Origin of the sequence: Collinsella aerofaciens (assembly GCF_039062315.1) — a bacterium.
GTDB classification, from domain to species: domain Bacteria; phylum Actinomycetota; class Coriobacteriia; order Coriobacteriales; family Coriobacteriaceae; genus Collinsella; species Collinsella aerofaciens_BG.
Genome location: NZ_JBCJBG010000002.1, coordinates 98368 through 124034, shown reverse-complemented (window position 1 = coordinate 124034; position 25667 = coordinate 98368). Strand labels below are relative to the sequence as shown.

The window sequence follows — 25667 nt, the reverse complement described above, 5'->3', positions numbered from 1 at the left end:
ACGCCAGGTCGAAAGGACCATAGCTTATGGCGATTACCATCGATATCGACACCGCACGCCCCTACCAGGTACACGTGGGCACGTTTTTGCTGGAGCAGGCAGGGCCACTCGTTCGCGCCACCGCCGGAGGCACCCGCGCCGTCATCGTGACGGACACCAACGTGGGCCCGCTCTACCAGATGCCCGTTAAGCAGAGCCTGGAGGCGTCAGGCTATGAGGTAAGCATTTGCACCTTCGAGGCCGGCGAGGTACACAAGCGCGCCGAGACCTACGTTGCCATTCTTGAGTTTGTGGCCGAGCACGAGCTTTCGCGCTCCGACGTGATCGTAGCGCTCGGCGGCGGCGTCGTGGGCGACGTGGCCGGCTTTGTGGCCGCCACTTACATGCGCGGCTGCAAGTTTGTGCAGATTCCCACAAGCCTGCTCGCCATGGTGGATTCGTCGGTCGGCGGCAAGACGGCCATCGACCTGGCAGCCGGCAAGAACCTGGCCGGCGCCTTTTGGCAGCCGAACGTGGTTATCGCCGACGTAGGATGCCTTGCCACCCTCACGCCCGAGCAGTTCGCCGACGGCTGCGGCGAGGTCGTCAAGCACGCCGTGATCGCCGACCCCGAGCTCTTCGCCGAGCTGGAGAAGACCCCGCTCACGCTTGAGCTGCTGAACCGCGACGTGGCCCGCGTGGCGCTCATCATCGCCCGCAATATCGACATCAAGCGCGCCGTGGTCGTAGCTGACGAGCGCGAGACCAACCAGCGAAAGCTGCTCAACTTTGGACACAGCGCCGGACACGCCGTCGAGGCCTGCGAGCACTTTGAGCTGGGACACGGCAACTGCGTGTCGATCGGCATGGGCATCATCACGCGCGCCGCGGCCCTGCACGGCATTTGTAACGCCGAACTTCCCGGCCGCATCGAAGAGCTCTGCGCCCGTCATGGCCTCAAGACTCGCTGTGAGCTTTCGGCCGACGCCATCTTTGCCGAGGCACTGCACGACAAAAAACGCGCCGGCGACACCATCGATCTGGTGATTCCGCACGGCATTGGCCGCTGCAGCATCGACCGCACGCCGCTTTCAACCTTCCATGAATTAATTGCCGAGGGCCTCGGCCAGAAGGGAGACGCATCAGCATGCTAGCCCGCATCACCCCCTCCCCGCTCAAGGGCACCGTTCCCGCCATCGCGTCCAAGTCGATGGCGCACCGCCTCATCATCTGCGCCGCACTTGCCAACGGCGAGACGCACGTGACCTGCAACACGACCTGTGCCGATATCGAGGCCACGGTGCGCTGCCTCACGGCGCTGGGCGCCCGCATCGAGACCGTCGAGGATGGCTTCCAGGTCCATCCCACTATGAAGAGTATTGAGTTTGGCCTGCTCAAGGCACTTGCCGGCGGCACGCTCGACTGCGGCGAGAGCGGCTCCACGCTCCGCTTTATGCTGCCCGTCGCCTGCGCGCTGGGGGCAGAGGCAACCTTTGTGGGCCAGGGCCGTCTGGGCGCACGCCCCCTCTCCCCGCTCTCCGACGAGATCATTGCCGCTGGCTGCGACCTGCAGGGTCTGGGCGGCTTTCCGCTCAAGACAAGCGGCCGCATGCGCCCGGGCACCTTTATCCTGCCGGGCAACGTGAGCTCGCAGTACATTTCCGGCTTGCTGCTGGCGGCCCCGCTGCTGGCCCAGCCCTCCTGCGTGCAGGTGACCGGTCTTATCGAGAGCCGCCCCTATATCAACCTGACCATCCAGGCCATGAAGGCCTTCGGTATCGAGGTCAACGTCGAGCGCATCCCCGCCAAGGACGGCCAGCCCGAGATCACTAACTTCCGTGTGAGCAGCGGCTCGTACCGCACGCCCGGCAGCGTGGCCGTCGAAGGCGATTGGTCCAATGCGGCCTTTTGGCTGTGTGCCGGCGCCATCGGCTCCGACCCCATCACCGTCGAGGGCGTGTCGCTGAGCTCTGCACAGGGCGACCGCAACGTGCTTGCCGCGCTTTCGCGCTTTGGCGCCCGCATCGTGCGCTCCACGAACGCCGCCACCGTCCAGTCCGACAAGCTCGCCGGCTTTGAGATGAGCGCCCACGACATTCCGGACTTGGTGCCTGTTATCTCGGCCGTGGCATCGCTGGCTCAGGGCCGCACGTTCATCCGCGATTGCGCCCGCCTGCGCATCAAGGAATCCGACCGCCTGGCCACCACCACCCATGAGCTCACCGCACTGGGCGCGCAGGTGCGCATTGCCGGCGACGACCTCATCATCAAGGGTGTCGATGCCTTTACCGGCGGCGAGGTCGATTCGCACAACGACCACCGCATCGCCATGATGGCCGCCATCGCCGCGAGCCGTGCCACCGGCGAGGTCGTGATCCACGGCGCCGAGGCCGTCAACAAGTCCTATCCCGATTTCTTCGACCACTACCGCCTGCTGGGCGGCAAGGTCACGCTCGAGGAGGAATAGCATGTCCTCGACCTTTGGCAACGTTTTGCATCTGAGCATTTTCGGCCAGTCGCACTCCCCTGCTATCGGCTGCTCGCTCGACGGTGTCCCCGCGGGCATCGCTGTGGACCAGGAGACGCTGCAGGCCTTTTTGGACCGTCGAGCCCCCGGCCGCGACGAGACCGCGACCAAGCGCCGCGAGGCCGACGCCGCGCATATCATTGCCGGTGTAGTCGATGGACACACCACTGGCGCACCCATCGCAGCAATTATCGAGAACACCAACACGCGCTCCAAGGACTATTCCGAGCTGCGCCGCAAGCCCCGCCCCGGGCACGCAGACTTTCCGGCGCGCGTGAAGTACCACAACATGCACGACGTCGCCGGCGGTGGGCATTTCTCCGGACGCCTGACGGCCCCCCTATGCATCGCCGGCGGCATCGCGCTGCAGGCGCTCGAGGCCCGTGGCATCAAGGTCATGGCGCACGTTGCGCAGATCGGCGGCATCTCCGACCTGCCGATGGACGATATGGTCTATCGCGAGGCCGACCGCAAGGCGATCCTTACGAACGACCTGCCCTGCATCGACGCCGCCGCTGCCGGTCGCATGCGCGAGGAAATTCTGGCCGCGCGCGACGAGCTCGACAGCATCGGCGGCATCGTGGAGTGCGGCATCTACGGGCTTCCCGCGGGTATCGGCGACCCCATGTTCGACGGCATCGAGAACCGCATCGCGCAAATTGCGTTTGGCATTCCCGCCGTGAAGGGCGTGGAGTTTGGCATGGGCTTTGCCGTAGCCGCCATGCGCGGCAGCGAGAATAACGATCCGTACCGCGTTGATGCCGAGACCGGCGAGATTGCGGTCGAATCCAACAACGCCGGCGGCATCCTGGGCGGCATCTCCACCGGTGCACCAGTCATGTGGCGTATGGCCGTGAAGCCTACGCCCTCCATCGGTCGCGAGCAGCAGACCGTGGACATGGACGCCATGGAAAACGCCGAGCTCTCGGTCCACGGCCGCCACGATCCATGCATCGTCCCGCGCGCCGTCCCCGTAGCCGAGGCGGCCGCCGCCCTCGCGATTTGGGACGCCCTCCTCGAGGACGCAGGCCAGCGCTAAAAATCTCCGGGGGCCAACTCCGGCCCCACGCCCACCCAGTGATTTTTCTGGGACGGGGATTAAAAAATCATTGTGTACCTAATGATTTTTTAATCGCCGTCCCAGAAAAATCACCGACACATGAAAGGGGCCTCCATGGACCTTGCCGATATTCGCCAGGCCATCGATGGCATCGACACCACGCTCCTCAACAGCTTTGTCGAGCGTATGGACATTGCCACCGAAGTCGCCAAATCCAAGATCGAGATGGGCAAGGCCGTCTTTGACCCCGCCCGCGAACGCTCCAAGCTCAACAATCTCGCCAGCCGCGCACCCGAGCGCTATGAGGCCCAGACCATCACTCTGTTCCGCCTCCTCATGAGCATGAGCAAGGCCGAGCAGCAGCGCTACATCAACGAGCTCAGGGGCATCACGGTGTCGCAAAAGGCCCATGCCACGGCCGCAGCCTTTGACACGCCCTTCCCTCAGACGGCCACCGTCGCCTGCCAGGGCGTCGAAGGCGCCTACAGCCAGATCGCCGCGTGCAAACTCTTCAACGTGCCCGATATCGCGTTCTTTGAGACCTTTGAGGGCGTCATGCGCGCCGTACGCGACGGCTTTTGCGAGTTTGGCGTGCTGCCCATCGAAAACTCAACCGCCGGTTCAGTCAACGCCGTCTACGACCTGCTCGCACAGTTCGACTTTCATATCGTGCGCTCGCTGCGCCTCAAGATCGATCACAACCTGCTCGTCAAACCCGGCACCAAGCTCGCCGACGTGCGCGAGGTCTACAGCCATGGCCAAGCCATTGCCCAGTGCGCCGGCTTTATCGAGGGCCACGGCCTGCATGCCACCAAGTACCCCAATACCGCCATGTCGGCCGAGATGGTCGCCAACTCCGAGCGCACCGACGTCGCCGCCATCGCCTCGCGCAGCTGTGCCGCGCTGTATGGCCTCGAGGTACTGAAGCCCAACATCCAGGACTCGGACAACAACTACACGCGCTTCGTCGTCATCAGCCGCGAACCGCGCGTCTATCCCGGTGCCAACCGCACCTCGCTCATGATCACCACGGCCAACGAGCCGGGCGCGCTCTACCGCGTGCTCGAGCGCTTCTACGCGCTCAACATCAACCTCATCAAGCTCGAGAGCCGCCCCATCCCCGGGCGCGACTTCGAGTTTATGTTCTACTTTGACCTGGACTGCCCCTTTGGCAGCAAGGCCCTCGACGACCTGCTCGACTCGATCGACGACGTGTGCGAGAGCTTCACCTACTTTGGCAGCTACACGGAGGTACTCTAGATGACCAACACCGCCGCAACCCGCCTCTACGGCGTGCTGGGCCGCGTGCTGGGCCACAGCTACACCCCGACCATCTACAAGGAGCTCGCGGGGCTCGAGTACGTGCGATTTGAGCGCGAGCCCGAGGATCTCGAGGCTTTTATGACGGGCGACGAGTGGGAAGGTACCAACGTAACCATCCCCTACAAGCGCGCCGTCATGGAATACCTGGACGAGTTGAGTCCCCTGGCCGAGCGCATGGGCAACGTCAACACCATCACACGCCTGCCCGATGGCCGCCTGCGCGGCGACAACACCGACTACTTTGGTTTTCAGTGTCTGGTCGAGGAGTTGGGCGTAGAGGTTGCCGGTAAGAAGGCCCTCGTGCTCGGCGCCACCGGCGGTGCCGGCACTACGGCCAGCATGGTGCTCGACGACTTGGGCGCCATCGTCGTACCCGTGGGTCGCACAAGCGAGGTCAATTACGACAACATCGCGCAGCAATCCGATGCCGCGCTGCTCGTCAACTGCACGCCTGCCGGCATGTTCCCCCACTGCCCCGACGCTCCCTGCACGTTCGAAGGCCTCGATGCGCTCGAGGGCGTCATCGACATTGTCTACAACCCCGCCCGCACGGGTCTGATGCTCGAGGCCGAGCGCCGCGGCATCCCCTGCATCGGCGGCCTACTCATGCTTGTAGCCCAGGCGGCACAGGCCGTCGAGCGCTATACCGGCCAGGTCACCCCGCGCGAGCGCATCCTGGACGTAACGGAGCGCCTGTCTCACCGCGAGCAGAACATCGCCCTGATTGGCATGCCAGGTTCGGGCAAGACCCGCGTGGGCGAGCAGATCGCCCAGCTCACGGACCGCGAGCACATCGACCTCGATCGCGCCCTCGAGGAGCGCCTGGGCATGCCCTGCGCCAACTTTATCGTCGAGCACGGCGAGGCGGCCTTCCGCGAGCAGGAGACGGCGGCGCTAGCCGACATCTCCAAGCGCAGTGGCCTGGTGCTCTCCACCGGCGGCGGCGTGGTCACGCGCGATGAGAACTATCCGCTGCTGCACCAGAACAGCCAGATCGTGATGCTCAACCGCAAGCTCGACGAACTCGCTCATAAGGGACGCCCCATCACCGCCCGCGATGGCATCGATAAGCTCGCCGAACAGCGCATGCCGCGCTACCGCGCCTGGGCCGACCACATCATCGACTCGCGCGACTGCGCCGCCAACACCGCCCGCGCCGTCCTCGACACCCTCCCACCCGCTCTCTAACAAAAACCACCACAAAGGGGACAGGCACCTTTGTGGTGGTTTTTCATTCCGCCTCACCGCCCGCCCAACCACAAAGGAAGCAACCATGAAAGCACTCGTCATCAACGGACCCAACCTCAACATGCTCGGCATTCGCGAGCCGGGCATCTACGGCAGCGACAACTACGACCGCCTGGTCCAGATCTGCCAGGAGGCGGGTGCCGCACAGGGTTTTGACGAGGTCGAGGTCTTCCAGTCCAACCACGAGGGCAGCATCGTCGACAAGATCCAGGAGGCCTACGGCAAGGTCGACGGCATCGTCATCAACCCGGCTGCCTACACGCACACCAGCGTGGCGATCCTCGACGCCCTCAAAGCCGTCGCCATCCCCGCCGTCGAGGTCCACATCAGCGCCGTCGAGACCCGCGAGGACTTCCGCCAGGTAAGCTACGCACGCCTAGCGTGCTTTGCCACCATCACTGGCGAGGGCCTGCAGGGCTATGCGCATGCGCTGGAGCTGCTGAGGGAACGACTCGAAAAGTAAGACCGCAACACTACTGAATAAATAACAGCGGGGAGGACCAAGTTGGTCCTCCCCGCTGTCGTTACGCCTTCTTAATCACGTACGCCAATCCAATATCGCAGGCACAGCGCGCAATCGATGCGAAGAGCCACGATGCCGGCAGTGTCATAAGCAGAGGCATGGTCTGACAAATAATAAACCAATCGACCGCATGGATCGCAAAGATCGCCAGACTGGCTCAGCAGCTCACGCCACGGCTTTGGCCTGAACGTATACCCGGCAAGAATAACAAACACCGGCATATGAAAAAAGCCCAGACCACCAAGGGGTCCGGGCTTAATAAACGATGGTGCTCCATGGCGGATTCGAACCGTCGACCTTGGGATTAGAAGTCCCCTGCTCTATCCAACTGAGCTAATGGAGCAAATAACCGCACGCCCAAGCAAGCGCAAGCCTGTCAGGCGCAAGTAATTATAACCTAGTTGAACTGCTCGCGATACGCCTTACAAACCTCATCGACCGGGCCATCCATGCGAAGGTCACCCTTCTCAATCCAAACGGCACGCTGGCAGATGCGCTCAACCTGCTCCATGGAGTGCGAAACGAACAGAACCGTCACGTCGCCGCTCTGGATAAAGTGCTGGATACGGTCCTCACACTTCTGCTGGAAGAACACGTCACCGACGGACAGCGTCTCGTCAACGATCAGAATATCGGGCTCGGTAATCGTTGCAATTGCAAAGGCGATACGCGCCACCATGCCCGAGGAGAAGTTCTTAAGCGGCATATCGACAAAGTTCTGCAGCTCGGCAAACTCAATAATGCCGTCAAAGTTGGCGTCGATGAACTCCTTGGTATAGCCGAGCAGGGCGCCGTTCAGATAGATGTTCTCGCGGGCAGTCAGCTCGGGGTCAAAGCCGGCACCAAGCTCAATCAACGGCGCGATGTTACCGTGCACCTTAACGCTGCCCTCGCTAGGCTCAAGCACGCCAGCGATAATCTTGAGCATCGTAGACTTACCGGAACCATTGGTGCCGACCAGACCCACGACCTCGCCGCGATGAATCTCGAACGAGATGTGCTTAAGCGCCCTAAACTCCTCAAAGAACAGCTCGTGCTTGGCGAGCTTGATGAAGTACTCCTTGAGATTGGTCAGCGACTCGGACGCCATGTTAAAGATCATGGTGACGTCGTCGACCTCGACAGCCAGAGGCTGCTCGCTGTAATCAACAACAGATTCAGTCATCACAGCACTCCTTAAATGTAGAGGATAAATTTGCGCTCGGACTTATGGAACACGGTATAGCCAATAATAAGCGCAAGAACCGCCCAGGCAACGCACATACCAAACGTCATAAGCGAGGGCGTAGTCTGGAACAGAAAGATATCGCGCATAAACTGCAGGTAGTTGAACATGGGGTTCGCATACATCAAGATACGCACGAGATGCGGCATTTGCGCAATGTAGTCAGTCGTCCAGAAGATGGGCGTAATGTAAGTCCACGCCGTAATGACGACGCTCCATAGATGCATAACGTCGCGGAAAAAGACCGTAAGAGCAGAGAGCATCATGCCCAGGCCCATGCAGAAGCACATAAGCAGCAGCAGGCAAACCGGCAGCAGAATAAGGTGCCAAGAAGGCATAACGCGGAACCACAGCATGACGATGGCGACGGCGACCAGCGAGAAGGCAAAGTTGACCAGCGAGAAGAGCACCTTCTGCACCGGGAAAACCCAGCGGTGCACCTTAACCTTCTTGAGCAGAGGGGCAGCGCCCACGATCGACGTCAGGGCCTGGTTAGTAGACTCAGACATGACGGCAAAGGTAATGTTACCCACGATCAAGTACAGCGGGTACATCTCGGGCGTCATTGAGCCATTGCGGCCCTGGCCAAAAATCGTCGAGAACACGATGGCCATGACGATCATCATCAGCAGCGGGTTGAGCACCGACCATGCGACGCCCAGAACGCTACGGCGATACTTGATCTTAAAATCCTTGGTAACCAGCTGACGAAGGATAAACGCGTCCTTCTCAAATTCGTTCTTAGCAAACGTCGCAGGCAGACTGCGAGTTTCTTGTTGCTTTGTCTGATCCGACACGGATGCAACTCCTTTACTCGTAATCGTTGACAAACGAACAGTATAGACCCGACGGCCATGCAAACGATTCGCGCAACAAAACTGGAGAACTAACCCACATCTTAGGATGCCAGGCCCAAACGGCTATACTTTCTAGGATTGAATGTATAAGGAGCATTAAGTGAATTCTGAATCCATCGCCGTCATCATCCCTTGCTACAACGAAGCGCTCACGATCGGCAAAGTCATCGATGACTTTCACCGCGAGCTTCCGCAGGCGACGGTCTATGTCTATGACAACAATTCGTCGGACGATACCTCACGCATTGCCACCGAGCACGGCGCCACAGTCCGCTTTGAGCCCCGTCAGGGAAAGGGCAACGTGTGCCGCCAGATGTTTCGCGATATCGACGCCGATTGCTACCTGATGGTCGACGGAGACGACACCTACCCCGCCGAGGCGGCCAAGGCCCTCTGCGAGCCCATCCTTAACGGCACGGCCGACATGACCGTAGGCGATCGCCTTTCCAACGGCACCTACGCCGAGGAGAACAAGCGTGCCTTCCACGGCTTTGGCAATAATCTGGTCCGCGCCATGATCAAGTGGATCTATGGCTACAGCTTCGATGACGTCATGACAGGCTACCGCGCCATGAGCCGCCCGTTCGTTAAAACCTTCCCTGTGCTTTCCGAGGGTTTCCAGATCGAAACCGAGCTCTCGATCCACGCCGTCGACCACCGCTGGCGCATCAAAGACGTGCCCATCGAGTACCGCGACCGTCCGGAAGGCTCCGAGTCCAAGCTCAATACCGTGAGCGACGGCATTAAAGTCGTTGCGATGATCGGCACGCTGTTCAAGGACTACCGCCCGCTGAAGTTCTTCAGCCTCGTCGCGCTTCTATTCGCGATTATCGGCCTGGTTTTGGGCATTCCTATCTTTGTTGAGTACTTTCAGACCGGCCTGGTCCCGCGTTTCCCCACTGCCATACTTGCTGCATCGTTTATGTTCCTCTGTGGTCTGAGCCTTGCAACCGGATTCATCCTGGATTCTGTGGCAAAGGTCGAAAAAAAGCAGTGGGAGGTCAACGTGTACAGCAAATACGCCTACGACGACCAGCCCGGCAAGTCCGCCACCGAGACAAGCGAGAGGTAGATCTTCCGCAGAATACTATTGGCACCACTGCGCAGATAGCCACCAACAAGAAAAGCCACCGTTAACAAGCGGCGGCTTTTGCTCTCGAAAAGTTAATAGCGGCTAGAGCGTCTTGAGGTACTCCCCCAGCTCTTCCTCCCAGTCGGGCATGTGGAACCCGACCGACTCGAGCCTGGACAGGTCGAGCACGGAGTGGACCGGGCGCGGGGCGATGGGGCCCGCGGCGCTCGCGTAGTAGTCGGCGGTGCTGACCGGCACGACCTTCTCGCCGTTGCCGTTGGCGGCCTCGAAGACGGCGCGGGCGATGTCCGCCCAGCTCCTCACGGCACCGGAGCCGGTGCAGTCGTAGGTCCCGTAGGGGGCGTGCGTCCCCAGCACGTGGAAGATGGCCTCGGCCATGTCGCGCGTGAAGGTCAGGCGGCCCAGCTGGTCGTCCACGACGGTGACCTGCGCGAGCCCGTCCTCCGGGTCGGCGACGCGGTCGGACAGCCCCTTCATGGTCTTCACGAAGTTGTGGCCCTCGCCGATGACCCAGGAGCTGCGCATGATGTAGTGGCGCGGGCACCCTGCCACGGCGATGTCGCCGGCGGCCTTGGTCTGGCCGTAGACGGACAGCGGGGAGAAGGGCTCCTCCTCGTCGTGCACCTCGGCGGTGCCGTCGAAGACGTAGTCGGAGGACACGTGGACGAGCGTGATCCCGTGCTCGGCGCAGGTGCGGGCGAGCAGGGCCGGGCCGGTCGCGTTGGCCTTCCAGGCGATGGTTCGTCCCTCGGGGGTCTCCGCCTTATCAACAGCCGTGTAGGCGCCGCAGTTGATCACGGTGCCGTAGAGCGACCAGTCGTACTGCGCGTAGGCGTCCGGGTCGGACATGTCGAAGGTGTCGATGTCGCAGAAGTCGAAGTCCTTGGCGACGCCGCGCTCCTCGGCGAGCGAGCGCACCGCATGGCCCAGCTGACCGTTGCAGCCGGTGACGAGCGTGCGCTTCGGCGCCATGGGGACGACGTCCTTCAGCATCGGGTGGCTGAGGTCGGCCTCGGAGACGGTGGCCTGGTCGAGCGGGATCGGCCACTGGATGTCGAGCTCGGGGTCGGCGAGGTTCACGAAGGTGTAGGTCCTCTTGAGCTCCAGCGACCAGTGGGCGTCGACCAGGTAGGTGTAGGCGGTGCCGTCCTCGAGCGCCTGGAAGGAGTTGCCCACGCCGCGCGGCACGTAGATGGCCTTGCTCGGGTCGAGCGTGCAGGTGAACACCTTGCCGAAGGTCTCGCTGCCCTCGCGCAGGTCCACCCAGGCGCCGAAGACCGAGCCGCGGGCCACGGAGATGAACTTGTCCCAGGGCTCGGCGTGGATGCCGCGGGTGACGCCGCGGCTGTCGTTGTAGGAGATGTTGTTCTGGACTACGCGGAGGTCCGGGATGCCCAGGGCGGTCATCTTGGCGCGCTGCCAGTTCTCCTTGAACCAGCCGCGCGAGTCGCCGTGGACGGCGAGGTCGACGACCTTCAGGCCCTCGATGCCGGTCTCGGCGACGGAGAGGTCCTTCTCGAATGCGATGTCAGCCATGTGGGAAAAGCTCCTATCGAAGAGGTTGGATAACCGGGGGCGCGGTACGCCGGGGTTCGGCCTACTGGCCCTGGGCCCTGTACCTGGCCTCGGTGGCCTCCTTGGCCGGGCGCCACCAGGACTCGTTCTCGACGTACCAGTCGATGGTGGCCCTGAGCCCCTCGGCGAAGTCGGTGTGCGCCGGCCTCCAGCCGAGCTCGCGCTGCAGCTTGGTCGAGTCGATGGCGTAGCGGCGGTCGTGGCCGGGGCGGTCGGCGACCCAGTCGAAGTCCTCGGGGTCGCGCCCCATCGCCTCGAGGATCATGCGGAGCACGGTGATGTTGTTCTTCTCCCCATTGGCTCCGATGAGGTAGGTCTCCCCCATGCGGCCCTTGGTGAGGATGTCCCAGACGGCCGAGGAGTGGTCCTCGGTGTGGATCCAGTCGCGGACGTTCTCGCCGCGGCCGTAGAGCTTGGGGCGGACGCCGTCGATGATGTTCGTGATCTGCCTGGGGATGAACTTCTCCACGTGCTGGTAGGGGCCGTAGTTGTTGGAGCAGTTGGAGATCGTGGTGCGGAGGCCGTAGGTGCGGGTCCACGCGCGCACGAGCATGTCGGAGCTGGCCTTGGTGCTCGAGTACGGCGAGGACGGGTGATACGGCGTCTCCTCGGTGAACTTCGCCGGGTCGTCGAGCGCCAGGTCGCCGTAGACCTCGTCGGTGGAGACGTGGTGGTAGCGGACGCCGTGCTTGCGGACGGCCTCCAGCAGGCGGAAGGTGCCCTCCACGTTGGTGCGCAGGAACGGCTCAGGGTCGGCGATGGAGTTGTCGTTGTGGCTCTCGGCGGCGTAGTGGACGATCGCGTCGTGGCCGGGGACCAATTCATCGAGCAGCCCAGCGTCGCAGATGTCGCCGACGACGAGCTCCACGCGGTCCGTCGGCAGCCCCGCGATGTTCTCGGGGTTGCCGGCGTAGGTCAGCTTGTCCAGGACGGTCACGTGCACCCCGGGGTGGTTGTTGACCACGTAGTGCACGAAGTTGCTGCCGATGAAGCCGCAGCCGCCCGTGACGATGATGTTCTTGGGTTCGAAGATCTCAGACATGAAAATCCAATCTGAAGCATGTACAGCTTCTTTAGTATGCCGCAGGAAGTGATGCCGCGACACTATTCAACAAAACTATCGGACATTTCGGCACGCGATAAGAGCCATAACCTTCGCAGAATTACTTCCCCTACAAAACGCCTCCGGAATGCAGTCTTTGTCGTACCGGAAGACCGAATTCCCAGTTTTATCGCGTAAGTACTTATAGAAGAAGTCCTCCCAGCTTTTAAACTTCTCACTGTCTGCAAACGCTTCCGGCTCTTGCAGAACTGCTTTGGCATCTAGCCCTGAAATTACGCCGGAGCTCAGCAGAAGCCATTCGAACGACTCGGGAAGACAAACCGTAACAGTATCGCGGTGAATGTCTTGCAGCTTAAGGACGCGGTCCGCATAGCACCCAAATGCCGCCCCGTCCGCGACAACAAACACGCGATCGTCGAGATGCTGATCCAACCAGCCCAAAATCGCGCTGTTCGTCATGGCCGAAGTACAGGTAAGCTCACTGTCAGCAAAATGCCGTTTAAAGAACTGGAAACCAGACTTACTGTCCTCGCATAGAAGGATAGAAAAGTCCTGTTTTGGCGCCGACCGGGAAATAGCATAACGATGATTCCCGCGATCTTGATAAACAGGGACGAAAGAATGGTATTTTCCGCTCGTCTTAATCTTGTAAATCTCATCCACGCTATACGGAAGATTGGGGAAATCAGCCCTTGAGATCAGCACGAAATAATTCGAGGAATACAGCACATGATGGGCAAACTCATCAGAATGGATCTCTTTTAAGCCCTCATCGACAAATACAATCGAGTCATGAACGGACGAAAGCTGGTTTCGCCAATCATAATCGGTCAAGGCGACACAGGAACAATCGCATTGCAAGGAAACGCCCGACTGCTCGCCCGTTCGCATGTAGTCTGCGACCATGTCAAACAGCGTCGTCTTACCCGTGCCGCTATCGCCACGCACAATAGTGATGTTCCGCTTGATGGTAAATGTGTACTTGGTTCCCCTACGGCGGGAAATCTTAACAAGATGCGAACCGTTCATAAGCAGCACCTACAGATACGGAATCGACTCGTGAATCAATTCGGCCATGTTATGAACGATTCGGCCGCTGTTCACGACTTTGATTTTAAAATCCTCGCGGCCAAAGTCCATCACATGATAGAGATTCACAACGAGCTTGCGGTCTTTCGCCATGTCGAGAATCCACTTGGCACAGTTGTCACCACAGGTAGAAGCGTTAAAAATATGCTTACGATCAAATCTCATAAGCAGCAGCGTTTTCACGCCACCAGAAAGCTGGAGTGGGGAGATGGATCCAAGCACAGGGCTTTCGATGACGTTTTCGGAGACAACAACCGATCGATCGACATCTTTAATTATCGAGACTGCATAGGGATCCGTAATCCAAGAAGACCGGTAAGAGTTTTTGAAATATGTCGCTGTGTTGTAAATCGCTTCTGGCATATCGCCAAAGTAGACGCTTAACACATCCACTCCCAATCATATTGTCTTTATGGTCAACGTAATCATAACGAAAGGGGCCACCAGATAAACGGTGACCCCTGAAAGAAAACAAGCTTGCGCTAGTACTCGCGCGGGCTGTTGACGATCTCGCCGGCGGCGACCTTCTTCAGGTGCTGGCCGTAGACCGACTTGCCGTAGGCCTTGGCGGCCTCCTCCAGCTCGGCGGTCGTGATCCAGCCGTTCTCCCAGGCGATCTCCTCGGGGACCGAGACCGGCAGGTCCTGGGAGTGCTCCACGGCGCGGACGAACTCCGCGGCCTCGTGCAGGCTCTCCATGGTGCCGGTGTCCAGCCACGCGTAGCCGCGGCCGAGGGTGACCACGGACAGCGTCCCCTCCTCCAGGTACATCTGGTTGAGCGTGGTGATCTCCAGCTCGCCGCGGGCCGACGGCTTTACCTCGTGCGCCTTGGCGGCGACGTCGCCCGGGTAGAAGTACAGGCCGGTGACGGCGTAGGAGCTCTTGGGGCGCTCGGGCTTCTCCTCGATGGAGACGGCCCTCCCCTCACGGTCGAACTCCACGACCCCGAAGCGCTCGGGGTCGTCCACGTGGTAGCCGAAGACCGTGGCGCGGCCCGACTCGGCGTTCTGGACGGCGCGCGTCAGGTGGCGCGACAGGCCGTTGCCGTAGAAGATGTTGTCGCCCAAGACCAGGGCGCACGGCTCGCCGGCGATGAAGTCCTCGCCGATGGCGAAGGCCTGGGCCAGGCCGTCCGGGCTCGGCTGCTCGGCGTAGGACAGGTTCACGCCGTAGCGCGAGCCGTCCCCGAGCAGGCGCTCGAAGTTGGGGAGGTCGGTCGGCGTGGAGATGACCAGGGTGTCCCGGATGCCCGCCAGCATGAGGGTGGACAGCGGGTAGTAGATCATGGGCTTGTCGTAGACCGGCAGCAGCTGCTTGGAGGTCACGAGCGTGAGCGGGTACAGGCGGGTGCCGGACCCGCCGGCGAGGATAATGCCTTTCATGTAGTCCTCCGTGTCATTTAACTCATTTAGTTACGACTTATATAATAAGCTCTATCGGTCATATTAATTAAAAATATATGAGCGGTACCCATTGAACAGGGCATCTAATTGCCTCGGCACGGAAAGAACGACCATAACGTGAAGATTTATATCGCAGCGCATAAGCACTTTAACATTGATGCAGAGGTACCTTACCAGCCGCTCTTCGTCGGGGCAAGCTTCATTCCAGAAGAAAACCGTCGAGCTGGATGGCAGTACGACGATCAAGGCGACAATATTTCCCAGAAAAACAAACACTACTGCGAGCTTACCGGCCTCTATTGGATATGGAAGAATTCTCCTGAGTCAATAGTTGGGCTCACGCATTATCGAAGGGCGTTTGAGTCGCCCAGCAACTCGAAGCAGATGCTCAGAGACTATGAAATTGAGAATATTCTTGCTAATTATGACTGTATTGTTGCAGCCAAAGAACCCTGCACAAGCTCAATCGGGTGCAACTTAATCACTGTTGCCGAGCAGTATAGAATGATCCATTCTTCGACAGATCTGCTACATGCAAGGGAAATTATCAGGACGAAACGCCCTGACTACTTGGACGCTTTTGATGAAGCAATTTGCGAGGGGCACTCTTTTTCACCCTGCAATATGATTATTTGCAAAAAGGAACTGATGGACAGATATTGTAAGTGGCTTTTCAAAATTGAAAAACAACTTGATAAGCGGATTGACTATATAAGTGGTCGCGATAGCTATCAACAAAGGATGCCTGGCTTTATCTCAGAACGACTGCTCAACGTTTTCCTTAGAAAGCATGACTTAAAATGCTATGAATGCCGCATCTTTAACCCAGCAAATAAAGATGCTCTCACAATCGATCGATGCACGTGGCCTCGGACAAGACCCCAGCTTACATGTGATTCCTCCGCTAAGGCCATATTTAACGGGGTGGACTATTCATCGGTATTTAATTATTCCTTTTATGTAAATCATTACGAAGATCTCTTCGATAGATATAAGAACGACCCTCTAGGAGCTTTGGAACATTTCATTGCAATTGGCATTAATGAGCATCGAGTTGCGCATCCTCATTTTTCTATTGGCTCTCTTTTAAACGGAAACCCCGATTTACGAAAAAGGTGCAGCAAAAATCTCGAAGCGGTGCAAATGTATATAGCGGACCCTAAAGCGTATGAGCATCCAATTGGATATGAAAACATTCATCTGCTAGACGAGCAAAGCAATTCAACTATGGCTACATGGCATGAACGTCGAATTGCAGCAGCGCGCATTCGATACCAGGAAAGAATCGAAAGGCTACCTGTACTAGGTTAATTAAACGAAAGAAACTACTTGAAATCTGAGTGAAGTAGTAAATGTATCTTTAGTGCTACGGAAAGGTAAATTGAAATGAAAATTAACGTGGATTGCATTTGCCGTGGAAGCGGAAAGATGTATATTCTCCTAAAAAATGTAGAGGTAGATGCATCAAGTATTCAGGTGACTGCATCAAAGAGCGACGGGACAACGATACCGAGCTCAATCTATCCATACGAATCAAATGATAATCAATACGTCGTAGTTCTTCCCGACCTGGGAACTGGTGATTGCGATATTCAGATTAAAGATTTGAGTGCGCAATATGCCTACGCTGCCATTAAAATTTGCTTTAGCAAGGCAAAATGGGCGTCAAGATTAAACTACAAAATTAAGAATGAATTGTCCCACTCCATTAGGAACTATGATGATAAGCATGACTTGGATGTAGCAAGCATGCGTTTTCACGAGTTTATCGAAGATGGAGACGAGGCCATTCTTCGCTGCTCAGTTAAACTCCCTCAGCGCAACGACAACAAGATAGCCATCAAGTGCTTCGATATTTCAATGACTCGCATTCAGATTGAGCCGATTACCACCGATGACATTACGATTCCACTGTGGTTTGCCCCAGATAAAAAACGCCGTGAAATTCAATACTCGATTCGGATTCCTAATAGCACAAATAGGTTAATCTTCACAATCGAAGACGACAACCATCCGAGCTTCAACAGCTTTGCTGTTGCGGATAACGAAGAGCTTGAAAAGCTGCGCATTTTAACCACATCGAAAATGAAGCCTATTTCAATTGACCCATCTGCATATCCAAAATGGCTCGATCAACACAAGGCAAGCTCGGCAATGCTCGAAAAACAATCGATGGTCACCTTCAAGGAAATGCCATTGTTTAGCATCGTCGTCCCCCTATTCAACACACCCGAAAAACTGTTCAAGGAAATGGTGGAATCGGTTCTTAAGCAGAGCTATTCAAACTGGGAGCTCGTGCTAGTCAATGCAAGCCCAGATAACAGCGCGCTTGTAGATATGGTCGAAACTGCTAAGAATAAAGACGTGCGCATTAAGGTGATAGAGCTGGCAAACAATTCCGGCATTTCCAAAAACACTCTTGCCGGGACAAAAGAAGCGAAAGGAGATTTTATTTGCTTCTTGGACCACGACGATACTCTAGAGCCCTCGGCGCTTTATGAATACGCGCGTGCAATTAATGCTGAAAACAATGCTGATCTTATTTACTGCGACGAAGACAAACTGTTTGCCAATGGCAGCTATGGAGATCCGTTCTTTAAACCAGATTTAAGCATCGACTTGCTGCGAAGCGTTAATTATATTTGCCATTTTCTTGCAATCAGAAAAACACTATTCGATTCTCTGGAGTACGGCGACGAGCAGTACGATGGAGCTCAAGACCACGACTTGACGCTTAAAGCGATAGAAAACGCACGGAATGTGGTACACGTGGCCAAAATTCTGTACCACTGGAGAATTACCGAAAACTCAACTGCAGGTGACCCGAACTCAAAGCTATATGCATGGGATGCTGGCGTCAAAGCCGTACAGGCCCATTTGGACAGACTTGACGTTTCAGCAAAGGTTTATCGCGGAAACGACCCCTTCACATATAAAGTTACCTACGCAGTTCCAGATAGTCATCCACTTGTATCAATCATTATTCCGACAAAGGACCATCCCTCTGTTCTCGATACGTGCATTAAGTCGATCATTGAACGATCAACCTACGATAACTACGAAATCGTCATTATCGAAAACAACAGCGAGAACCCAGAAACATTCGAGTACTACTCTGAATTGGAGAAATGCTATCCCGATACGATCCGCATCGAATATTGGGGTGCAGAATTCAATTTTTCAAAACTGATGAACTTTGGCGCTAGCAAAGCAAAGGGCGATTACCTTCTCTTGTTAAACAACGATACAGAAGTTATAACTCCAAACTGGATTGAAAACATGCTGGGCATTTGTTCGCGAAAAGAAGTTGGCATCGTAGGCGCAAGACTTTTTTACAGCGATGATACCCTGCAACATGCTGGCGTCGGCATCGGCGGAATTGGAGCCGGCCACCTCGGAAAAGATTACCCCAGAGGAAAATGGGGTTACTTCAATCTATGCGACCGCACACAAGATTTAAGCGCAGTAACCGCAGCATGCCTGATGACTAAGAGAGCTGTTTTCGACGAAGTCGGAGGCTTTAGAGAAGAACTGGCTGTTGCTTTTAATGATGTTGACTATTGCCTCAAAGTGAGAAGTCACAACTATCTAGTTGTATATACACCCGATACCGAGCTGTATCATTACGAGTCGTTATCACGAGGCTATGAAATCAGCGATGAAAAGAAAATGAGATTCCATAGGGAATACTCACTGCTCAACTACCTATGGCCAGAGTATTACGTGAAGGGTGATCCGTATATAAACAGCAACATCGTCAACGGGAATTTGTATTATCAAATTTAAAAACGCTTATGACACTTTAATTCTGAGCAGGTAAAGGAGGAATAAGGGGCTGTCGGTTAAACCGACAGCCCCTTATTCCTAATAGGTTAATTTATAAAGAAAGAACCCGTTTGCTGAACCTAATTGCGTAATTTGCAATTCAACAGATGAATACTCTGTCAAATCCCTACTAGACATAACGTACTTCACATTAAGCTGCCTTAAATCATCTTCAGTCAAATTCACTGTGAAGAGATCATCCTGCGTAGAATTAAATGACGTAGATGGAGCGAATACATTAGCAACGATATGAGCATACCTGTTGTATGCGTACTCGTTCTCGTTATTATCATCGATAGAATTCCAACGCGATAGATCGGGATAAGCATTGGTGGAGTTAATTACAGGCGCTCCATACGCAGCGCAAAGATTGGCAACTGTCCAAGAACCATCGACAACCCATTTATCTGAATAATCACTCTCTTCCACGAACTGATTAACGAGAGACTCTAAATTCGTATCTGTTAGTGGAGCCGCACCGATTTGAATTGGATTAATACAGAGCCCTGGAATTACTCCGAAGCAAATCGCAAAAGCAGCGAATAAACCAGTGCATTTTTTTCCAAGAATAAAGGAGCAAAACGAAAGGCACGAAAAAAGACAGAACAATATAAGCATCAACAGATACAGCATCCTTGCAACAAGATATTTAGCAGAAAGAAGGATGAAAACCTGGAATGCTGAACTCAGAATAAGACCAATTATTAAGATAATCGGCAAATAACCAATGGAGCTGTTATTCCCTTGGGACTCTTTAGCCTTTTCGACAGAAATCAAAAATAGGAGAAGTTCGAGGTAACCAATAGGAAACAATAGTCGCAGAACAGGGACGTTATACATTAAGGTCATTCGAGATAGAAATGACGGAAAACCAATAAATGCAAAGACTAGAAAAAACAATTGAAGTGCCGTAAGCACAAATAACTGCCATTCTCGCCTTTTAATAAAACAGAGCAGAGATGCAAGCGTTCCAAGAGGGAAGAAACAAAGAATGGTTGCAATTTCGCATTCATTTGAAACCAGCGGTGAATCAAAGGCATAAAAGAGTGGAATTGCATAAGAAAAAAGTTCGGGAAGTCCGCTTCCGCCTGTTTCAAAGCGCGCACCAGGATAAACGGTATTCATAACAGATGTCATTGCTTCAGAGGACTGGAAGAATGAAAGGAATATTAGTCCCGCTGAGATCAACAGGCAGAATACTAAAACAAAAGTATCACTTAGCGACCATGCAAGAACTGAATGTTGGGCGTTATATTTTAATGTTTGATAATACTCTATTGTTCTAAAAACACCCATCAAGGCAAAAATGAAGAAAAATGGGACCATCCAGGCAGGGTACAAGAGCATTATGTAACAACCACATAGCCATGCTATGGCAGCTATCGCAATAACCCTGATATTCTTTTTTCGAGTAAAGAGCGCCTTATCCAACAACAAGACAAGGGCTTGTCCATAAAGAATCACCTCGCCCGTGCCCCACCATTGAATTAGTGGCGAAAAACAAAGCAAGCATGAAAAGAGCAAGCTGAGCGGCTTTGACTTAATAATGAGAAAGGCACAGTCAAAAGAGACAAGGACCATTAGACATAGTTTCGCGGACCAAGCAAACGCTAGGCCGAATTCAAAACCAAATAACAAATAACCCCAAAGCACTGGTCTAAATAACGTAATTACGCTCCAGCAGGCAGCGCCATAAACCATCCGGACATCCGTTAAATCTCCTCTCAGGATTTCCGAAATTGGAGCATAGCCATTATGGGATTGAGAAAGCTGAAACAGAGTTCCAACTGAGAACTCATCGCTTCGAAGGGACCTCGGTATACCCCAAAACGGAGTACCAGCGTTTTCAGGGAGCATAATGCTCCACATTCCAAGCGATGAACCGCTGATTTTAAAAGCAACGGCAAGTATCGCAACAGTCATACCGATTAGCCATCGATATTTATACAAAAAATCGCTTTTATACTCTACCAATTTGATTACAGAAATGACAAATATAATAGTCAATCCAGCAACAAATAGAACAGCCATATCGTCATTAAGCATCGGGTTGGCAATTGTAAAGCCAACCGTGCCATAGAAAGCATCAATGTAATTAACGAACAAAGACAGATATATCAGTGCAAAAGATAACGGCAGGGCAAAAATACCGACATGGTAAAGGCGATACAAGCCGCTGCACACACGATGGTTTCGAGCTTCCGCTGCTAAATAGTTATTCATACAGTTAATCTAAACTCCGTCTTTAATTAATCCTTCTGATTTCGCAAAACATCATTCTCATTTTCAAGAATCGCAATACGTTGGGTTAAGTTCTTGCAAGCCGTAACGAGTCTGCTAATCGCAATACTGAGAGATAAAGAAATCATCAATAAAAGTACTACAGCAACAAGAAAAGCGAAATTCGATGGGCTAATAAACCCAATACAATCTGAAATTCGATAAATCAACTCCGGAAAGCAAACGCTAAATAGTGCCACAACACACAGGCAAAGCCATAGTAGCGAGTACTTTAAAAGTAGCTTTCCTTTACCGACTAAGGAAACGACATAAAAGAAAAGGCCACTAAAAATTACGACAGCGCCCACGCGAATTATCATACTCATCAGTGAGCCGCCTTTCTATAAACAAAACAGGCCATGGAAATTGCAAGCGAAACCTTAATCATGTAATAAATTGAAGAAAAGCCAGAAATTGATGACACTCCGCCCTGCCTCTCGCGCATAAGTACAGGAACCTCAACCACCGAAAGACCAGTTTTTAATGCTGCGGCAATAGATTCGGGCTCTGGATAATCATCTGGATAGTCCCTACAGAACAAATCTATAGCTTTTTTGCCGCACGCGCGAAATCCAGAAGTAGGATCTTTAATCGTCTTTCCGGTAAATAATCTCAACCAACCAGAAAGCCATCGGATACCTACTCTCCTTAAAAATGTAGACTGAAAACCTTCCGTGGGAACGGCAAATCTGGAACCGATAGACAAATCGGCACCATCAATAATCGGCTCGATTAAGTTCCCAATATAAGAAGGATCATGCTGGCCGTCACCATCAACCTGAACATCAATGTCATAACCATGCCTGAACGCATATTTATGACCGGCTTGAACAGCACCACCAATGCCCAAATTTTGCGGAAGGTCAAGGACATTAAATCCATGTTGACGGCAGATGGATAGAGTTTTATCGGTTGAGCCATCATTCACCACTACATAATCATAGCCAGCTTCAACAACCGATGAAACAGTCTGTACGATATTGGCTTGCTCATTATAGGCAGGAATGATTACCAGCACTCTCAACATTTCATCCATTAAAACCCCAACGATCCATATCGGACCTATATTGAAAATAAAACCTGCTTAATTTTATCCAAACAAACCAATCTCGAGAAATGCTCACGATAATAATTGAAGCCATTAGATCCTAAAGCTTCAATAGCATCTTTATTCATTGAAGCAATTTTTACCATATTATCAGCAAGCGCATTAACATCTGAGGGATTGGATACAAACCCGCATTCAGCAGAACGAACCGCATTGGCCCCTTCACCGCGCATTACAGCAAGTATTGGTTTCGAAGACGCCATACAACTTGAAATCTTCGCCGGAATAGTAAGCTCTAGTTCGGGATTGTCGGCGAATGGTGCAATCATTGCCGTTGCAATATCTGAATACATGGGCACAACTTCAGGATCAACGCGCCCAATAAACAAAATGAACCCGCTCAGCCCTTTATTTGCAACGGTCTTCTGCAGTTCCGCTCTGGACATGCCATCGCCAAGAATTAGCAGCCTCATCTCAACAGAACTATTTTTGATTGCATACGAGAATGCCTCAATAACTGTGTCAAGACCCTGTGCGGGAGTTATTGATCCGGCAAAAAGGAAAACACACTGACTTCCAAATTGCGATCTCAGCTCCTGTGAAAAACTCTTTTGTTCGTAAACCTCCTCACAGTGCTGAGGTATTACACTTATCGAAATATCCGGATTCAAAGGTTTAATCCGATGAAATAAGTTGTCGGCCAAAGAGTCACTCAAGGCAATCAGCTTATTACAGGCAGCATACTGCTTGTCGCAAAAAGATTTGGCAAAAGCTCTCAGAAAGCTATTTTGGACGTTTAAAACGGTGTACAAATTTTCGGGCCAAATATCCAAGACATAGGTGACAAGAGGGCATTTATTTCGCCATGCAGCAAACCTAGCCGGAATTATCATCAAAATAGGACTTGTGTTATAGCAAAATACAACGTCGTAATTATTTTTGAGCCTCAATGCCTTGAGAGATGCAGTAATCGGCCAGCTAATATAGTTCAGGAAAATGCGGACCGAAGTGTTTCCCTTTCGGCGTATTTCACCAGACCGAAAGACAGACGCACCATGGTAATCATCGTGACGATGGCCGCAATAACCATATCCTTCGGCCCATTCGCCTGAAGGATAATTTGGAATACCGCAAAGGACGTCAACGCTTGCACCGTCTTCAATAAAACCTTCGACAATATCGCTAATTCGAAAAGTCTCCGGGTAAAAATGCTGCGTTACGACAAGTATTTTCTTACCAGCGCACGAGCTAGTCATTACAGGCTCTTCCTCCACACCATCTTGTCCACGACGCCGGTGTAGCTCTGGATGATCTTTACCACCTTGGTGGACACGGTCTCGTCGGCGTAGTCGGGGACGGGGGCCTCGGGCAGCGACCCCTCGGCGTCGAGCTCGACGGCGGTGCGGACCGCCTGCAGCAGGCCGCGCTCGCTGATGCCGGCCAGCGTGAAGCACGCCTTGTCCAGCGCCTCGGGCCGCTCGGTGGAGGTGCGGATGCACACCGCCGGGAACGGGCGGCCGACGCTCGCGAAGAAGCTGGACTCCTCGGGCAGGGTGCCGGAGTCGGAGACAACAGCGAAGGCGTTCATCTGCAGGCAGTTGTAGTCGTGGAAGCCCATGGGCTCGTGCATGCGCACACGCGGGTCGAGCTTGAAGCCGGTGGCCTCCAGGCGCTTGCGGGAGCGCGGGTGGCAGGAGTAGAGGATCGGCATGTCGTACCTCTCGGCCAGCGCGTTGATGGCGGTGAACAGGCTCGTGAAGTTGGCCTCGGTGTCGATGTTCTCCTCGCGGTGCGCCGAGAGCAGCATGTACTTCTTCGGCTCCAGGCCGAGCTCGGAGAGGATATCGGAGGCCTCGATCTTGCCCAGGTTCGCGCGCAGGACCTCGGCCATGGGAGAGCCCGTGACGTAGGTGCGCTCGGGGGCGCAGCCGGTGTCCTTGAGGTAGCGGCGTGCGTGCTCGGAGTAGGCAAGATTGACGTCGGAGATCACGTCGACGATGCGGCGGTTGGTCTCCTCGGGCAGGCACTCGTCCTTGCAGCGGTTGCCCGCCTCCATGTGGAAGATGGGGATGTGCAGGCGCTTTGCCGCGATGGCGGACAGGCAGCTGTTGGTGTCGCCCAGGATGAGGAGCGCGTCGGGCTGGACCTGGACCATGAGCTTGTAGGAGGCCGCGATGATGTTGCCCACGGTCTCGCCCAGGTCGGCGCCCACGGCGTCCAGGTAGACGTCCGGGTCGGCGAGCTCCAGGTCGCGGAAGAAGATGCCGTTCAAGGTGTAGTCGTAGTTCTGACCGGTGTGCGCCAGCAGGCAGTCGAAGTGGCGGCGGCACTTCTTGATGACCTCGGACAGGCGGATGACCTCGGGGCGGGTGCCCACGATGACCAGCAGCTTCAGGCGGCCGTCGTCTTTAAAACAAATATTGGAATTCATAGGTTTCCTTAAAACAGAGTCTAATATTTTGCCAACAGTAATGAGGCGGCCTGCACATCACCACACTCAACAAGTTTCGAATCGTCCCTATGCAAAGTCTCAGAGCATCCGCCGACATCGTAACAAACGACTGGCAGCCCACAAGCCTCAGCCTCAAGATTGACCGTAGGATAATTATCTTCGTATGTTGGATTGAATAGAACGGAGGCAGAACTATAAAGTGAGGCCAGCTCTATCTGGGAGTCGGTTCGCGGAATACCAACTACCCCAGAAGGTAGCTGTTTCATCTGCTTAGCACTCAGTCCAACCAGCACAATAGAATACTCGGAGCAGTCAAGCATATCCGCAAGGGCATAAAAGTCTGAAAGACCCTTACGCTTGGACCATGGAGAGGCAACTCCTAAAATAATTTTTCTTGAATCGAGGCCGTATTTCTCTTTAACGCTAAATACTTCACTATTTGATCGTGGCTTGAAAACGTTGAGATCAATCGTATTATGCACAACCTCAATCGGATACTTTGATAAATAGCTAGAAGCAACCAGTCCAGCCAGCCATTTTGAAGGGGTAATGATAGTCATTCGATTAGAAGGCAACGAAGTGAAAATCGAACGTTTGGCCTCGTAACTCCATTTGCATGATGCAGAATTAATAGTTGGAGGATACCCCATGAGTTGAGGGCATCTCTTGGCACCACAGCCGTTTTTCCATTGATTGCAGCAGGAATAGGTGAAATAAGGGCAATGGCCGGTAAAAGCCCAACAGTCGTGCAAAGTCCATACAACGCGACAATCAGACTTCATCAACCATTTAAATAGTTTATCAATATTCAAATAATAGCCATGAAGGTTATGCAAGTGAACCACATCAGGATCGAACTCATCAAGACGATGAATCAACGCGTCGGTTTGCCTCGCTGAATGAAAACCTATCCTACCGTCAAGGAGAGTAAGCCCAACGTCGAGTAAAAAATTAGCGGATGACCCAAAACAGTATTCACTGGCAGTGTTTGCTGGCGTTCTTCTTCCCCAGCAAGCAAGCGATTCGTGTCCTTGATCAATAAGAGCAAGATGCTCCTTCATCATAATGCGCCCAGTGGACCCATTTGGAACGCTATA

General features: G+C 54.4%; 22 protein-coding genes and 1 tRNA gene. 9 read left to right on the top strand and 14 right to left on the bottom strand.

Annotated features, from left to right (window positions below; all coding sequences use genetic code 11):
• The first annotated feature begins 26 nt into the window (after window positions 1–26).
• The 6 genes from aroB to aroQ all read left to right on the top strand — a co-directional run bounded on the left by aroB (window position 27) and on the right by aroQ (window position 6600).
• Window positions 27–1133 carry a 3-dehydroquinate synthase gene (gene aroB, locus ABCP74_RS01695; protein ID WP_343000556.1) on the top strand — a complete coding sequence of 369 codons (1107 nt, stop codon included), beginning with the start codon at window positions 27–29 and terminating at the stop codon, window positions 1131–1133.
• Complete coding sequence (gene aroA, locus ABCP74_RS01690; protein ID WP_343000557.1) at window positions 1127–2446, top strand: 3-phosphoshikimate 1-carboxyvinyltransferase; 1320 nt, start codon at window positions 1127–1129, stop codon at window positions 2444–2446. The genes aroB and aroA overlap by 7 nt, the downstream gene beginning before the upstream one ends.
• A 1-nt stretch (window position 2447) precedes the next feature.
• On the top strand, window positions 2448–3545 hold the full coding sequence (gene aroC, locus ABCP74_RS01685) for a chorismate synthase (RefSeq protein WP_343000558.1): 1098 nt from the start codon (window positions 2448–2450) through the stop codon (window positions 3543–3545).
• 135 nt (window positions 3546–3680) lie between these two features.
• Window positions 3681–4826, top strand: coding sequence for a prephenate dehydratase (gene pheA, locus ABCP74_RS01680; RefSeq protein ID WP_343000559.1), 1146 nt, complete (start codon window positions 3681–3683; stop codon window positions 4824–4826).
• Window positions 4827–6077 (top strand): shikimate kinase, encoded by a 1251-nt coding sequence (locus tag ABCP74_RS01675; RefSeq protein ID WP_343000560.1) that lies wholly within the window; start codon window positions 4827–4829, stop codon window positions 6075–6077.
• An 85-nt stretch (window positions 6078–6162) separates the two neighbouring features.
• Complete coding sequence (aroQ, locus tag ABCP74_RS01670) at window positions 6163–6600, top strand: type II 3-dehydroquinate dehydratase (protein WP_055309849.1); 438 nt, start codon at window positions 6163–6165, stop codon at window positions 6598–6600.
• Between the two features lie 326 nt (window positions 6601–6926).
• Here aroQ and ABCP74_RS01665 read toward each other — a convergent pair.
• The 3 genes from ABCP74_RS01665 to ABCP74_RS01655 all read right to left on the bottom strand — a co-directional run bounded on the left by ABCP74_RS01665 (window position 6927) and on the right by ABCP74_RS01655 (window position 8682).
• Window positions 6927–7003: transfer RNA gene (locus tag ABCP74_RS01665), tRNA-Arg, on the bottom strand.
• Between the two features lie 54 nt (window positions 7004–7057).
• Window positions 7058–7825, bottom strand: a complete 768-nt coding sequence (locus ABCP74_RS01660) for an ABC transporter ATP-binding protein (protein ID WP_271738026.1) — start codon at window positions 7823–7825, stop codon at window positions 7058–7060.
• 11 nt (window positions 7826–7836) lie between these two features.
• The gene (locus ABCP74_RS01655; protein ID WP_022094778.1) at window positions 7837–8682 is read right to left on the bottom strand and encodes an ABC transporter permease; all 846 of its coding nucleotides are present in this window, start codon (window positions 8680–8682) and stop codon (window positions 7837–7839) included.
• A 160-nt stretch (window positions 8683–8842) separates the two neighbouring features.
• Between ABCP74_RS01655 and ABCP74_RS01650 the strand changes: the two genes are divergently transcribed.
• Window positions 8843–9814, top strand: a complete 972-nt coding sequence (locus ABCP74_RS01650; protein ID WP_343000561.1) for a glycosyltransferase family 2 protein — start codon at window positions 8843–8845, stop codon at window positions 9812–9814.
• Window positions 9815–9916: 102 nt separating this feature from the next.
• On the opposite strand, the gene ABCP74_RS01645 is transcribed toward ABCP74_RS01650, so the two are convergent.
• The 5 genes from ABCP74_RS01645 to rfbA form a co-directional block, all read right to left on the bottom strand.
• Window positions 9917–11371 (bottom strand): sugar nucleotide-binding protein, encoded by a 1455-nt coding sequence (locus tag ABCP74_RS01645; protein ID WP_343000562.1) that lies wholly within the window; start codon window positions 11369–11371, stop codon window positions 9917–9919.
• Between the two features lie 61 nt (window positions 11372–11432).
• On the bottom strand, window positions 11433–12452 hold the full coding sequence (rfbB, locus tag ABCP74_RS01640; protein WP_343000563.1) for a dTDP-glucose 4,6-dehydratase: 1020 nt from the start codon (window positions 12450–12452) through the stop codon (window positions 11433–11435).
• 75 nt (window positions 12453–12527) lie between these two features.
• Complete coding sequence (locus ABCP74_RS01635; RefSeq protein WP_343000564.1) at window positions 12528–13502, bottom strand: hypothetical protein; 975 nt, start codon at window positions 13500–13502, stop codon at window positions 12528–12530.
• Between the two features lie 9 nt (window positions 13503–13511).
• Window positions 13512–13949: a DUF4869 domain-containing protein gene (locus tag ABCP74_RS01630; protein WP_035138697.1), complete on the bottom strand. Its 438-nt coding sequence runs from the start codon at window positions 13947–13949 to the stop codon at window positions 13512–13514.
• Between the two features lie 95 nt (window positions 13950–14044).
• Window positions 14045–14944 (bottom strand): glucose-1-phosphate thymidylyltransferase RfbA, encoded by a 900-nt coding sequence (gene rfbA / locus ABCP74_RS01625; RefSeq protein ID WP_343000565.1) that lies wholly within the window; start codon window positions 14942–14944, stop codon window positions 14045–14047.
• Between the two features lie 138 nt (window positions 14945–15082).
• Between rfbA and ABCP74_RS01620 the strand changes: the two genes are divergently transcribed.
• Together ABCP74_RS01620 and ABCP74_RS01615 are read left to right on the top strand one after the other, a co-directional pair.
• Entirely contained in the window at window positions 15083–16276 is a 1194-nt protein-coding gene (locus ABCP74_RS01620) for a DUF4422 domain-containing protein (RefSeq protein WP_271738034.1), read from the top strand.
• Window positions 16277–16351: 75 nt separating this feature from the next.
• Complete coding sequence (locus ABCP74_RS01615; RefSeq protein WP_343000566.1) at window positions 16352–18751, top strand: glycosyltransferase family 2 protein; 2400 nt, start codon at window positions 16352–16354, stop codon at window positions 18749–18751.
• A gap of 78 nt (window positions 18752–18829) precedes the next feature.
• Here ABCP74_RS01615 and ABCP74_RS01610 read toward each other — a convergent pair whose 3' ends face one another.
• The 6 genes from ABCP74_RS01610 to ABCP74_RS01590 are packed head-to-tail and all read right to left on the bottom strand — an operon-like array spanning window position 18830 to window position 25634.
• Window positions 18830–21013: a DUF7657 domain-containing protein gene (locus ABCP74_RS01610; protein WP_343000567.1), complete on the bottom strand. Its 2184-nt coding sequence runs from the start codon at window positions 21011–21013 to the stop codon at window positions 18830–18832.
• Window positions 21014–21039: 26 nt separating this feature from the next.
• Window positions 21040–21390 (bottom strand): DUF2304 domain-containing protein, encoded by a 351-nt coding sequence (locus tag ABCP74_RS09410; protein WP_416378105.1) that lies wholly within the window; start codon window positions 21388–21390, stop codon window positions 21040–21042.
• A 5-nt stretch (window positions 21391–21395) separates the two neighbouring features.
• Window positions 21396–22106, bottom strand: coding sequence for a glycosyltransferase family 2 protein (locus ABCP74_RS01605; protein WP_343000568.1), 711 nt, complete (start codon window positions 22104–22106; stop codon window positions 21396–21398).
• Between the two features lie 26 nt (window positions 22107–22132).
• Window positions 22133–23374 (bottom strand): glycosyltransferase family 4 protein, encoded by a 1242-nt coding sequence (locus tag ABCP74_RS01600; protein ID WP_343000569.1) that lies wholly within the window; start codon window positions 23372–23374, stop codon window positions 22133–22135.
• Window positions 23374–24549: a non-hydrolyzing UDP-N-acetylglucosamine 2-epimerase gene (wecB, locus tag ABCP74_RS01595; protein WP_343000570.1), complete on the bottom strand. Its 1176-nt coding sequence runs from the start codon at window positions 24547–24549 to the stop codon at window positions 23374–23376. The genes ABCP74_RS01600 and wecB overlap by 1 nt, the downstream gene beginning before the upstream one ends.
• A gap of 20 nt (window positions 24550–24569) precedes the next feature.
• Complete coding sequence (locus ABCP74_RS01590; protein WP_343000571.1) at window positions 24570–25634, bottom strand: glycosyltransferase; 1065 nt, start codon at window positions 25632–25634, stop codon at window positions 24570–24572.
• Between the last annotated feature and the right edge of the window lie 33 nt (window positions 25635–25667).